The organism is Erythrobacter sp. (assembly GCF_023653175.1).
Classification (GTDB): Bacteria; Pseudomonadota; Alphaproteobacteria; order Sphingomonadales; family Sphingomonadaceae; genus Erythrobacter.
This window is the reverse complement of the sequence record NZ_JAMNXL010000111.1, coordinates 1-11,853: the sequence shown is the minus strand read 5'-3', so window position 1 is coordinate 11,853 and position 11,853 is coordinate 1. Positions and strand designations below refer to the sequence as shown.

12 protein-coding genes and 1 pseudogene are annotated in these 11,853 nt (G+C 62.9%); 9 read left to right on the top strand and 4 right to left on the bottom strand.

Annotation, left to right across the window (positions count from 1 at the left end; translation table 11 throughout):
* Positions 1-950: 3,4-dihydroxy-2-butanone-4-phosphate synthase (gene ribB, locus NBV68_RS12635; protein WP_296310346.1), on the bottom strand; the 950-nt coding region annotated here is incomplete at its 3' end.
* Between the two features lie 822 nt (positions 951-1,772).
* Positions 1,773-2,030, bottom strand: a pseudogene (locus tag NBV68_RS12630) (3,4-dihydroxy-2-butanone-4-phosphate synthase); the annotation flags it as partial.
* Positions 2,031-2,404: 374 nt separating this feature from the next.
* Between NBV68_RS12630 and NBV68_RS12625 the strand changes: the two are divergent.
* The 3 genes from NBV68_RS12625 (at position 2,405) to NBV68_RS12615 (ending at position 5,095) form a co-directional block, all read left to right on the top strand.
* Positions 2,405-3,631 (top strand): site-specific integrase, encoded by a 1,227-nt coding sequence (locus NBV68_RS12625; protein ID WP_296310344.1) that lies wholly within the window; start codon positions 2,405-2,407, stop codon positions 3,629-3,631.
* 364 nt (positions 3,632-3,995) lie between these two features.
* Entirely contained in the window at positions 3,996-4,529 is a 534-nt protein-coding gene (locus NBV68_RS12620) for a hypothetical protein (protein ID WP_296310343.1), read from the top strand.
* A gap of 416 nt (positions 4,530-4,945) precedes the next feature.
* Complete coding sequence (locus NBV68_RS12615; protein WP_155644913.1) at positions 4,946-5,095, top strand: hypothetical protein; 150 nt, start codon at positions 4,946-4,948, stop codon at positions 5,093-5,095.
* Between the two features lie 188 nt (positions 5,096-5,283).
* On the opposite strand, the gene NBV68_RS12610 is transcribed toward NBV68_RS12615, so the two are convergent.
* Together NBV68_RS12610 and NBV68_RS12605 are read right to left on the bottom strand one after the other, a co-directional pair.
* A complete protein-coding gene (locus NBV68_RS12610) occupies positions 5,284-5,622 on the bottom strand; it encodes a YnfA family protein (protein WP_296310341.1) in 339 nt (112 codons plus the stop codon).
* A gap of 130 nt (positions 5,623-5,752) precedes the next feature.
* Positions 5,753-6,157, bottom strand: a complete 405-nt coding sequence (locus NBV68_RS12605) for a helix-turn-helix domain-containing protein (protein ID WP_296310339.1) — start codon at positions 6,155-6,157, stop codon at positions 5,753-5,755.
* Between the two features lie 83 nt (positions 6,158-6,240).
* Between NBV68_RS12605 and NBV68_RS12600 the strand changes: the two genes are divergently transcribed.
* The 6 genes from NBV68_RS12600 to NBV68_RS12575 all read left to right on the top strand — a co-directional run.
* Positions 6,241-6,867, top strand: a complete 627-nt coding sequence (locus tag NBV68_RS12600) for a cation transporter (protein WP_296310338.1) — start codon at positions 6,241-6,243, stop codon at positions 6,865-6,867.
* On the top strand, positions 6,864-7,664 hold the full coding sequence (locus tag NBV68_RS12595; RefSeq protein WP_296310336.1) for a DUF3703 domain-containing protein: 801 nt from the start codon (positions 6,864-6,866) through the stop codon (positions 7,662-7,664). Before NBV68_RS12600 ends, NBV68_RS12595 begins: the two co-directional genes overlap by 4 nt.
* A gap of 52 nt (positions 7,665-7,716) precedes the next feature.
* Positions 7,717-8,055 carry a hypothetical protein gene (locus tag NBV68_RS12590; protein WP_296310334.1) on the top strand — a complete coding sequence of 113 codons (339 nt, stop codon included), beginning with the start codon at positions 7,717-7,719 and terminating at the stop codon, positions 8,053-8,055.
* A 70-nt stretch (positions 8,056-8,125) separates the two neighbouring features.
* The gene (locus NBV68_RS12585) at positions 8,126-9,343 is read left to right on the top strand and encodes a TolC family protein (RefSeq protein ID WP_296310333.1); all 1,218 of its coding nucleotides are present in this window, start codon (positions 8,126-8,128) and stop codon (positions 9,341-9,343) included.
* Positions 9,344-9,345: 2 nt separating this feature from the next.
* On the top strand, positions 9,346-10,563 hold the full coding sequence (locus tag NBV68_RS12580; RefSeq protein ID WP_296310332.1) for an efflux RND transporter periplasmic adaptor subunit: 1,218 nt from the start codon (positions 9,346-9,348) through the stop codon (positions 10,561-10,563).
* 11 nt (positions 10,564-10,574) lie between these two features.
* On the top strand, positions 10,575-11,853 hold a 1,279-nt coding region (locus tag NBV68_RS12575; RefSeq protein ID WP_296310330.1), incomplete at its 3' end, for an efflux RND transporter permease subunit.

Genomic DNA, 11,853 nt, shown 5'->3' with positions numbered 1-11,853 from the left:
TGGACGCGGGCGAGGGTGGGCTCGCCGGGGATGATGTGGCCCTTTTGCAGGACATAGGCCTCGCTGCCCGCGACACGGTCGCGGTAGGTGATCATCCGCCACTGGCCGCCGTAATCGGAGGTGAAGGACCGCTCGCCCAGTCGCTCGACCAGGTGGTCGTTGCGCATCCGGTAGGCGATAAGGTCGCGGATCGTGCCGATCTTGAGATCGTGCTTACGCGCGAAGGTGATCAGATCGTCGAGCCGGGCCATGGTCCCGTCCTCGTTCATGATCTCGCAGATCACGCCGCTCGGGTTGAGTCCGGCGAGCCGCGAGATGTCGACCGCCGCCTCGGTGTGCCCGGCGCGCACTAGCGTGCCGCCGTCGCGCGCCATCAGCGGGAAGACGTGGCCGGGGGTGACGAGATCGTCCGCGCCCTTGGCCGCATCGATCGCGACCGAGATGGTGCGCGCACGGTCCGCCGCCGAGATACCGGTGGTGACGCCTTCCTTCGCCTCGATCGAGATGGTGAAGGCGGTCTGCATCGATTCCTTGTTGTTGCGGCTCATCGGGGTGAGGCCGAGATGATCGACCCGATCCCTCGTGAGCGCGAGGCAGATCAGCCCGCGGCCGTGAGTGGCCATGAAGTTGATGGCTTGCGGCGTGGCCATCTGCGCGGGGATGATGAGATCGCCTTCGTTCTCGCGGTCTTCATCGTCCACCAGGATATACATCCGGCCGTTGCGGGCCTCGTCGATGATCTCATCAATGGTGGCAAGAACGGGACGCTGATCGTTGGAGTCAAGAAACATTTCGAGCTTTTGTAGGGTCTCGGCCGTTGGATTCCAGTCGGGCTCCGCCGCGTCGCGCAGGGTGTTGGCATGGAGACCGGCAGCACGGGCAAGCCCGGCGCGGGTCATCTTTCCGCTGTCCACGATGTCACGGACGCGTGTGATGATGGATGTGCTCATGGACTCCATGTAGCACATTTCGATGTGATCGCAACGGGTGTCGAAGGGCGAGGGTAGGGCCAGACCTGGAGCTTTCGGCTCTGGAGTGGCACGCCCACCGCTGACTTCGCACAGAATTGAGGATGCACCGCCAACTACCTGTGAAATACTATTATTGCGCCGGCATTCACCTCTGTCAGAATCTCCGGGGCAAGCCGGTCGCGAATTGACGCCCGCGGCCAATCCTTCCCCTCCGCGCGGCGCTGTTCCCGAAGCATCCGTCCGGCGCGGCGCGTCTCCTGCTCTTATTCGCAAGAAACCTGAAGAAGGGTCTTCAACCTCCTCAAAACAAGACGGAAGATCACCAATTTCTTCGATGTTAGCGGGCACGGCCGCGTGAAGTTCCGCCGTTGCCGCAAATCCGCCCTTCACCTTGGCTTCAAGCGTGCGAAGGACGTCGTCGAGCGAGCGCGCCTCGGTGTTGCCGGCATAGAAGATCGCGCGGTTGGCCCGCGCCTGGCGGGGGAATAGCTCTGCCGCGCTGGTCTGCGGCGCACGCTGCCAGACCGTGAGGAAACGTGCCGCGCCGCCCGAGCCGAGGAAGTGCGCAAGATAGAGTTCGGTCGCGGTCGGGGTGCGTTCCAGCGCGCGTTCCAGCACCTCGGCATTATCGAGCGCGTCGGCGGCGGCGAGCACCGCGGCGACAGCCGGGTCGCTGCGCAGCGCCAGAAGCTCCGCGCGCGAGGGGCGGGCAGCGAGGCCGTAGCGCGCGCCATTGCGTTCAAAGCTCGCAAGCCAGGTGCTGTCGATGAACTGGTAGAGCCCGCGCGCGCTGGAGGATCGTGCCCGGGCATCAGGGTTCATGCCGGATTCGAGGTGCGCCTGGGCGAGCAGAAAGGCGAAATCGACGCCGGTGGCTTGCGAGGCCTTGCGGACGGCGGCGACGACTTCGGGCTTAGTGGGGCTACGCGCGGTTCCGCGTTCCGCAGGGGCGGCATGCCAGCCCGCCAGCTCCGCCCGGACCGCGCCCGAAGGTTCGCGCGCTGGCCAGCTCTGCGCATGCGCGGGCGCCACTCCGACGACGAGGAGCGCAAGGAGCATAGCGCAAAAGATGCCGAGAAGCCGGGCCACACGCGCGGCCTACAGCGTCCGGGTTAAATCGCTCCTCATGCGAGGTGGTTTACCCGAGGTTTCCGGAAGGTAGGTACGGTCCTACGGGTCTGCCCGTAGCCGGCATCAAACCCTCTGAAAGCTTTGCGGAAAGAGTGGCAATGGTGGACGCACTAGGGCTCGAACCTAGGACCCGCTGATTAAGAGCGGGGCTTTGGACCCTTTTCGTTCCTTTCCAATACTACGCCAAACTACGCTCAAAGGCTTGAAACGGTTGGAATAAATCCGCCGTGGATTACCCTTCGCTACGCCATCGTAATCCCGACATCTGATTACGTGGCGATTACGTGGACGAGCGCTAGATCATGCCGAATCAGTCAATCACACTGCGAACCATCCAGTCGGTCACACCGGACCCGCACCGCGACATTTACGTGTGGGACCCCCGGCTGAAGGGCTTCGGACTTCGCATTACGCCAAAAGGAGCACAGTCCTTTGTGTTCCAGTATCGGGTCGACGGCGGGCCTGCCCGCCGCAAGACAATCGGGCCGGTCGGTAGTCCATGGACACCTGCCACGGCGCGCAAGGAAGCCGAGCGGCTGCTGGTTCAGGTCTATCAGGGGATCGACCCGGTCGAAGCCAAGCGCGAAGCCAAGCGCAAAAAGGAGACGCTGAACTTTCGGACCTACAGCGAGAGGTTCGTCGAGCTCTATCTCAAGCCGAACTGGCGGGGGACATGGGGCTCGGCGAATTGCACAATCAACAACGTGTTTATTCCCCGCTGGGGCAACCGACCCGTTCATGAGATCACCCGCGCCGATATCGTGAAGGTGCTGGACGAGTATTCCGATCGCCCGGCGCGGCGGAAGGAGATCCACTCGCTACTGCGCAAGTTCTTCAACTGGGCGACCGACCGGCAGGATATCGAAGTCTCGCCGCTGGCCGGGATGAAAGCGCCAAAGGCCGTCCCGTCGCGCCGCCGGGTGCTGAGTGACGAGGAGATCGTCGCCTTGTGGAGGGCGACCGAGAATTCCGGATGGCCGTGGGGGCCGTTTGTGCGGATGCTGATCCTGACGATGCAACGACGTCAGGAAGTCGCCGAGATGGACTGGTCCGAAATCGACTTGAATGCGCGCCGATGGACCTTGCCGGCCGATCGGGCGAAGAATGATCAGGAACATGTCATACCGCTGACGAGCCTAGCGCTCGCTGAGCTGCAGCTGCTGGGGCCGAAGCGGAAGGGCCTCGTGTTCACTACGACCGGGACCACTCCCGTCTCGGGCTTCTTCAAGGGACGGGCGGCGCTCCACAGGGATATGATCGCATACCTTAAGGCGAAGCAGATCGAAGAAGGCGGAGACCCCGACCAAGTCGAGGTTCCGAACTGGCGGCTGCATGATATCCGCCGAACCGGGGCAACCCATCTCCAGTCGCTTAGGGTCCCGGTGGAGGTGACCGAAAGCGTGCTCAACCATATCAGCGGAACACGGGGAGGGGTCGCCGGGATCTACAACCGCTACAGGTATGACGATGAGAAGCGCACCGCGTTGGATGCCTGGGACGCGAAACTGCGCGCGCTCCTGTCTGCATAGGCCATTGAGATACAGGGTCTGATCCAAGACCATGAGTGGCAGCTCCCATCTGGCCAAGATGAACGTAGCTCAGCAGCGGCAAAGCAATAAGCGTTGACAAATGTCAACAGATATATAATAGGCAGTTTGCGGGAATGGCTAGACCACGCCATCCGAACAAGGAGATTGAAGCGGCTGTTGCCCATGCGGAAACGCTGGGATGGCGGGTCATTCCGATCAGTGGCCACGCCTGGGGGCGGCTCTACTGCGCTTGGGCTGACCGGGACGGTTGCATGGTCTCGATTTGGAGCACGCCGCGTAGTGTGGAGAACCATGCCAAGGCTATACGACGGGATGTGGCGCGGTGCTCGCACGGGCAAGCGGAGTGAGTGAGATGAAGACGCATGAGTTCACCATTGTCGCCTCCGGCCTCGATCCCGAGATGGACGGCTATGAAGACCGCTTCTTCGAGGCCGGCTGTGACGACGCGACGCTATCGTTTCAGAAGGGCGTGATCATCGTCGAGTTCGCCCGTGAAGCCGTGTCATTTTCTAAAGCTATCGTAACGGCTTATGAGGATGTCCTGAAAACGGGTGCCAAGATCGAACGGGTCGAACCTGATTATCTGGTGAGCCTCAGTGACATCGCCGAGCGCTCGAGCCTCACCCGGCAGGCGATCTCGCTCTATGCCAAGGCGGAACGCGGCTCAGGATTTCCCAATCCCGTTGCCCGCGTCACTTCGAACAGCCCGCTTTGGGACTGGCTCGAAGTCACGGAGTGGCTCCATGCCCTGTCGAAAATCGACAGCGCAGCGGTGGTCGAGGCGCGGATTGTCAAAGAGGCCAATCGCTTTCTCGAGCTGCACGAAGGAGAGCCCGATGGTTTCGCTAAGCGGCTCGCCATGCTTGAAGCGGCGTGAACCTCTCCGGAGCGCCGTGTAACTATGTCTTTGATCCAGACGAACTCAGCAGTAAGGTTCATCGCATGAGACAGCGCCTCTTCCTCTATCTCGCGGCATTTCTGGTCGCGCTGCTTCCCGTAGAGGCTACATACGCAGCGAGCGGTTGCGCTCCCATGGCAGAGATGAACGCGGACGCAGGCGATTGCGGCGATTGCATGGACGACGAGCGGGGGGAGTGTAAGAGCTATTGCCTGGCCTTGTGCCAGACGCTTCCGGCAGAGCGCATTTCGTCACTAGAGCCTCGTGATCTGTCGTCACTCACTTTTCTGGCGCTTCTCGAAAAGTTTCCGCCCCTGCCAAACGGAGGGCCGGAGCCACCGCCTCCCCGAATGCTCCGCTGATCGACGCAATTCACTTTCAACGGAGATATCATCATGAAGAAGTACATCATCACGGCAGCCGTGCTGCTCGGTTCCAGCTCAGCAGCATTTGCCGCTGCGCCGGATCAGGTTGCATCGCTGGCCATGTCCTGCTGCGACCTCGTGTTGGCATGCTGCGAGGCGGCCATGGACTGCTGCCCGTAACGAACTGACCAATACTTGAGGGCGGGCGTCCGGTCACTGACCGGGCACCCGCTTTCATTTAGGCCGTGATCGCACGAATGGTTAATATCTCAGGGGCTTGGCTAGAGCTACTCATTAAAGACTTTAACCCATTGGTATTCCGCGATGATCACGAAAAGCTTTTCGAGTGGCCATCCCATTGGCTGCCATCAGGCTGATCGTCCTGGACCCATCAAAATCAGTCCTGCTCCGGCGAGGCAAATCGCGGCGCCAATGATATCCCAGCGGTCGGGTCGTGCGCCTTCAACACTCCAAAGCCAGATGAGCGACGCCGCGATGTAGACGCCGCCATAGGCTGCGAACGCACGGCCCGCAGCGGGTGTATCGACCAGCGTGAGGAGCCAGGCAAAGATCGCGAGCGACACCATGCCCGGCGCAACCCACCAGGCAGATTTGCCGAGCCGCAACCATGCCCAGAACGAAAAGCAACCGGCGATCTCTGCGAGCGCGGCGAGCGCATAGATGAGTCCGGTTTGCAGGGTCGGCATGGTTAGGGCTTGATCCGTGGCGCTAGTGGGGCTGGAAAGACCATTGCTGGGTGTCGCTGCATCGTCAACGCCGCTTGGCGGATACATAGACGCTACGCCGAAGCGTCGGTGCCGAACCTACGATTTTCGGTCACGCTGCTGGCAGTGCCCGCGGGGCGAGGGTCTCGATGATCTTGCAGTCGGCGACTGTTCCGTGACGGCAGGATCCGATCACCCGGTCGAGTTCGCCGCGCAGCGCGCTCAGATCGGCGATCTTGCGGTTGATTTCGGTGAGGTGGACGCGCGCAATCCCGTCAACTGCATCGCAGGATTGGGCCTTGTCATCCGACAGCGTGAGCAGTTCGCGCACTGCTTCGAGCGTGAAACCGAGATCGCGCGCACGGCGGATGAACGAGAGGCGCGCCAAGTGATCATGGCCGTAGGCACGATAATTGGCGCCTGTCCGAGCGGGCGGCGGCAACAGCCCGATCTTTTCATAATAGCGCACCGTCTCGACCCTGGTCGCCGTGGCGTTCGCGAGCTTGCCAATCTTCATTGCCACTCCTTCTGGCTTGACCCTGTAGTTGCTACAGGGTGTAGATAGAGTGCCGACTCGAAGATTGTCGAGAAGGTAAGAATATGGCTGACGATTGCTGCAAGGCTGCCTGCGGAACGGCGGTAACACTGAATGAGCCGCGCTGGCGCAGCGCGCTGTGGATCGCGCTCGGCGTGAACGCCGGCATGTTCGTGGTGGAAATGGCGGCAGGCGCCGCTGCTGACAGCCGTGCGTTGCAGGCGGACGCACTCGACTTTCTGGGCGATGCCGCCAATTATGCGATCAGCCTGCTGGTCGCCGGGATGGCGCTGGCATGGCGGGCACGGGCTGCGCTGGCCAAGGGTCTCACCCTCATCGGTCTGGGTGGTTGGGTTATGATCACGGCGGTTCTGGCGGCATTGGGCGGAGCTGTACCCAAACCTGAACTGATGGGGATTATCGGTGCGCTCGCTCTGGCAGCCAACACCGGTGTCGCCATCATGCTCTACCGCTTTCGTTCTGGTGATGCGAACATGCGGTCTGTCTGGATATGCTCGCGCAACGACGCGATCGGCAATGTCGTCGTAATGGCGGCCGCGCTCGGCGTGTTCGGCACCGGCACCGCTTGGCCCGATCTTATTGTCGCTGCGATCCTGGCGCTACTCGGGATCAGCGGCGGCATTCAAATTGTCCAGCAGGCACGGCGTGAATTGCGGAGCGTTGCGGCATGATGGTTTCCCGTTCGACGCATATCGCGCTCAAGCCGGACACCGTCTGGGCGGAGGTGCAGACGGCGGGCCTACTGCAGCATATCGCTTGGCCCCTCGTACGCTTCGAGCCGGTATCCAGCACGTCGTTCGACAGGTTTCGACCGGGTGGGCGCTACGAGGTGAAGCTCCGCCTCTTTGGCATCATTCCGTTCGGCACACAGTGGATCGTGACGTCCCTGCACGAAGCTGACGGCACCGAATGGCCGAAACGACTGCGTGACAACGGGCACAGTGCGCTCATTTCCAAGTGGGATCATTGGATCACCGTCACCCCGGATCCAAACGGGGGAACGCGCTACAGCGACGAGGTCGAAGTTTCGGCCGGAGCCCTGACCCCCCTCATCTGGGCCTTCGCCCAAATCTTTTATTGGCACCGGCAGCGGCGCTGCCGGGGGCTTGGCAACAGCTTTGCTGCGCGGCGGGTGATCGCGGATGAAATGGCGGCATACCGGTCAGCAGTAGAAGCCGGCGACGGTGATCGTGCCTGGCACCATCTGGAGCGGGTGCATATCGTTTCTCAACCCTTTCTCGGCCCGCATCTGAACAGTCACGGCATGATGCTGCGGTTCGCGATCCGACGGCGCGATTGGAGCGAAGTTCTAGGCCAAATGGTCCGGATCATTTTGGCCCCGCTCGGCTCGCTGACGGGCCGGTTGCCGGTGGGTAACACCGGGCGATCTAATGTGAGCGCGTTTGCGCCAATGCCGATACCTGCCGATCTGGCTGAAGCGTTGCGCCAGCAGGACCTTATTTCATGACAGCACGCCGATCAGATTGCCTGATTTACCTTTTATGGGTAGTGCGGCAGTGATGGCGCGCGTGCTTCTTCTGTTCTGGCTGGCGATTGGACTGGCATTTGGCGGCGTCGAATCGCCGTCGATGGCCCATGATGCCTTGCCTTACAGTGCGGTGATTGCCTCAGCCGACGCAGGCGGTCATGCCGATGTAGCGCATCGTGACCATGCTCCCGACGACGAGAATGCTCCCTGCCACGCCATGGTTCATCACCATTGCAGCGTGGGTCTTGATGCCGGCGCGCCGGTCATGGTCGAAAGCTTGTCGTTGGTCCGTGTTGCGATGCGACCACAAGACAGCGCCATTCTGAGCTCTTTGGCGCAAGCCCCGCCGCTTCAGCCACCTTCCGCCTGAATTTGCACCGCCGCAGCGTGCGGGCCCTTGGGTCCGCGTGCTCAGCGCATGTCAAGTTCAGGAGTCTTTCATGCCCATATCCTTGCGCGCCGCCCTTATGGCTGCGGCGCTGGTCACTGCCTCGGCGGCATTGGCTGAACCCATCACGCTCGAGACTGCGTTCGAGCGTGCCATTTCAAGCCAACCGCGCCTTGCGGCAGCTGAGGCGCGTGTCGACGCAGCGGAAGCGCGCACCCGTCAAGCCGATGTCGGTCCCAATCCGCAGGTCAGCCTCGAAGTCGAGGATTTCGCCGGAAGCGGTCCCTTCCGCGGCTTGGACAGCACACAAACCACGCTGGCGCTTAGCCAACAGCTCGAGATCGGAGGGCAGCGAAGCGCCAGGCGGTCGGTTGCGGCAAGCGAGCGTGATGTGGCGGCCTTGGCCCTGCTGCGCGAGCGCATTGATCTGGTTCGGGACGTTGAACTGGCTTTTGCCGAGTTCGCGGCGGCGACGGATCAGGCGGTGCTGGCGCGCGACAATGCCGGACAGGCGGCATCGCTGGCCAACACAGCGCGCATTCTGGTTGCAGAGGGCCGCGATCCACCGCTTCGGCAATTGCGCGCTGAAGCGGCCCTTGCCGAAGCCCGCGCGGCCGAAGCCGAAACATTCAGTCTTATGCTCGCCGCGCGGCGCAACCTGGCCGTGCTGATCGGATCCGATGACCCGGAGCTGACGACGGTAACCGGCGCGCCGCAGCTCCGAGAACGCACAGATGATCCTGCCTTTATCGGCATCGATGAACGGCTCGCAGAGGCGGAGCGTCAGGTTGCGGCTGCGCGCGTAGCGCTGGCCCGGACTGCGGCAACGCCCGATGTGACGGTGAGCGGCGGGCTGCGGCGTTTCAATGACGGGCGCGATACCGCGTTTGTTGCTGGCGTATCGCTGCCAATTCCGATCCGTGATCGCAATCGCGGCGGTATTGAGGCGGCGCGAGCCGACGAGACCGCCGCTGAATATCAGGCCGAGCGGGTGCGAGCCGAAGCGCGGCGTGACAGGGCGCAGGCACAAATGCTCGTCGAAGCTGCCGAGACGCGCTTGGCCGCGCTTGAGGGGCCTGGCCTTGCCCAAGCCGAGGAGGCGGTGAGGCTGGCGCAGATCGGCTACAATGCCGGACGCTTCTCGCTGCTTGAATTGCTCGACGTCCAGGGCGCGCTGACGACGGCGCGCCGTTCTATCATCGAAGCCCGGCTCGACCGGGCCCGCGCGATTGCCGCGCTTAATCGCGCCTATGCGCGCGAGGAGAACTGATCATGACGATTGACCGGAAAATGCTGGCCCTGATTGGCGGGGCTGCGATCATCGCACTCGTTGGCGGCGGCGCTGGCTATGTGCTGCGCGGTGAGGCCGCTCACAGCGAAGAAGAAGCACATGGCCAAGAAGAAGGTGGCGAGGACCATGCCGGTGAGGGTGAAGAGGCCGAAGCTGCCCCCGCAGAAGGGGTAATAACGGTCACCGAAGCGCAGCTGCGCACAGCCGGGATCGTGGTCGCGGCGGTCGGAGAAGGCTTTGCCGGGGGCGAAGTGACGACGGCGGGCGTGCTCGTCCCGCCGACACAGTCGGTCGGTCATGTTACGGCGCGCACATCGGGGGTTGTCGTGCGGATACTGCGCCAGCTTGGCGATCGGGTCGCGGTCGGCGATGCGCTGGCTGTCATCGACAGCCGCGAGGTGGCTGAGGCGCAAGGGTCAGCGGCACGCGCACGGCGCGCAGCCGAGGCCGCACGCACTGTACTTGCGCGAGAGGAAAGTCTGTTCCGCCAACGTGTCACGGCACGTCAAGATTATGAAGCAGCGCAGGCCGCCTATGACGCGGCGCGAATTGAGGCGAGCCAGGCCGAGCAAGCCTTGCGCGCGCTCGGCGCGGGGACAGGAGGAGGCACCACCCGGCTGATGACGCTGCGCTCGCCGGTCGCCGGCGAAGTGACCTCGGTGACCGTAACGCCGGGTGAATATGTTCCGCCCGAGCGCGAGCTGTTTCAGGTTGCCGATCCGCGCACGGTCTGGGCGGAATTGATGATCCCGGCGCGCGATATCCAGCGCGTTCGGGTCGGCCAGACGACGATGCTTTCTGTTCAGGGAAGCGATCACCCGCACACGGGCCGCATCCGCTTCCTCTCTCCCGCCGTCGATCCGGCCACTGGCGCGGCCAAAGCCATCGCCACCATCGATAATCGCGATGGTGACCTTCGGGTCGGCCAGAATGTCAGTGCGCGAGTGACGACGCCCGGGAGCGATGGCCAGCGGCTGCCAGTGGTGCCGCGCAGTGCAATCCAGGAGGTTGATGGGCGCAGTGTTGTCTTTGTGCGCACCCAGCGCGGATTTGTCGTGCGGCCAGTAACGGTTGGCACCGGCAGTGATGCGGCGGTGCCAATCATCGCGGGTCTGCGCGTCGGCGAACGCGTCGCGACTGTCAATGCCTTCGTCCTCAAAGCGGAACTCGGCAAGGCCGAGGCCGAGCATGATCATTGAGAGGACGAACCATGATTGAAAAAATCCTCGCCTTCGCCGTCGAGCGAAGGGTGCTGGTGGTGCTTCTGACCGCGTTTGCCGCGATTTATGGTGCCACCCAGCTTGTGCAGCTGCCTGTCGATGCGGTGCCCGACATCACCAACCGGCAGGTGCAGATCAACGCCGTCGCGCCTTCGCTCGGGCCGACGGAAATGGAACGCCAGGTCAGTTATCCCATCGAAACTGCCATGGCGGGCATGCCCGGCCTTGTTGAGACCCGCTCGATTTCGCGCAACGGATTTGCGCAGGTCACAGTGATCTTCACCGATGATACCGACCTCTATTTTGCCCGCCAGCAAGTGGGTGAGCGCCTGACTCAGGCTGCGAGCACACTGCCGCCCGGGGTGGACCCACAAATCGGACCGGTGTCGACCGGCCTTGGCGAAGTGCTGATGTGGACAGTCGATTTTGCGCGACCCGATGGGCGCGGCGCGCCGCGTGCGCGGGCCGGGCAGCCGGGCTGGCAAACTGACGGCAGCTATCTGACCCCCGAGGGTCAGCGGCTGACGACGCCGGAAGAACGGCTGACCTATCTGCGCACGGTCCAGGACTGGATCATACGCCCACAGATGCGTCAGGTCGCCAATGTCGCGGGTATCGACGCCATCGGCGGTTTCGTGAAGCAATATGAAGTCGCGCCCGATCCGGTGCGGCTCGCCGCCGCCGGTCTTTCGATGACCGATCTCGTCGACGCGCTCGAACGCGGCAATGTGTCGAGCGGTGCGGGCGTGGTCGAGCGCAGCGGAGAAGGGCTGGTGGTTCGCGCCGATGCCCGGGTGTCACGCGGGTCTGAAATTGCCGATATCGTGATCGCGCAGCGTGGTGGGGCGCCGGTGCGGGTCATTGATGTGGCGACCATTTCGTCGGGCCGCGAGGTCCGCACAGGTGCAGCCAGCGTCGATGGTCATGGCGCTGTGGTTGGCACCGCTCTGATGCTTGCAGGTGGCAACAGCCGCACGGTGGCGGCCGAATCCGCCGAAAAGCTCGAAGAGATCGGCGCTGCCCTCCCGCCCGGTATTGTCGTGACGCCGGTGCTTGATCGTTCGGTGCTGGTTGATGCGACGATCAGCACGGTGGCCAAGAACCTGACCGAGGGCGCGCTCCTTGTTATTGTCGTCCTGTTCCTGCTGCTCGGCAATTTCCGTGCAGCCATCATAACGGCGCTGGTGATCCCGCTGTCGATGCTGCTGGCGGCAATCGGGATGGTCGAAGGGGGTGTTTCAGGCAATCTGATGAGCCTCGGCGCGCTCG

What these genes read in the sequence shown, in the direction of transcription:
- NBV68_RS12625 (WP_296310344.1), top strand. Translation starts at nt 2,405, where the DNA reads ATGCCGAATCAGTCAATCACACTGCGAACCATCCAGTCGGTCACACCG.
- NBV68_RS12615 (WP_155644913.1), top strand. Translation starts at nt 4,946, where the DNA reads ATGAAGAAGTACATCATCACGGCAGCCGTGCTGCTCGGTTCCAGCTCA.
- NBV68_RS12610 (WP_296310341.1), bottom strand. Translation starts at nt 5,622, where the DNA reads ATGCCGACCCTGCAAACCGGACTCATCTATGCGCTCGCCGCGCTCGCA.
- NBV68_RS12605 (WP_296310339.1), bottom strand. Translation starts at nt 6,157, where the DNA reads ATGAAGATTGGCAAGCTCGCGAACGCCACGGCGACCAGGGTCGAGACG.
- NBV68_RS12600 (WP_296310338.1), top strand. Translation starts at nt 6,241, where the DNA reads ATGGCTGACGATTGCTGCAAGGCTGCCTGCGGAACGGCGGTAACACTG.
- NBV68_RS12595 (WP_296310336.1), top strand. Translation starts at nt 6,864, where the DNA reads ATGATGGTTTCCCGTTCGACGCATATCGCGCTCAAGCCGGACACCGTC.
- NBV68_RS12590 (WP_296310334.1), top strand. Translation starts at nt 7,717, where the DNA reads ATGGCGCGCGTGCTTCTTCTGTTCTGGCTGGCGATTGGACTGGCATTT.
- NBV68_RS12585 (WP_296310333.1), top strand. Translation starts at nt 8,126, where the DNA reads ATGCCCATATCCTTGCGCGCCGCCCTTATGGCTGCGGCGCTGGTCACT.
- NBV68_RS12580 (WP_296310332.1), top strand. Translation starts at nt 9,346, where the DNA reads ATGACGATTGACCGGAAAATGCTGGCCCTGATTGGCGGGGCTGCGATC.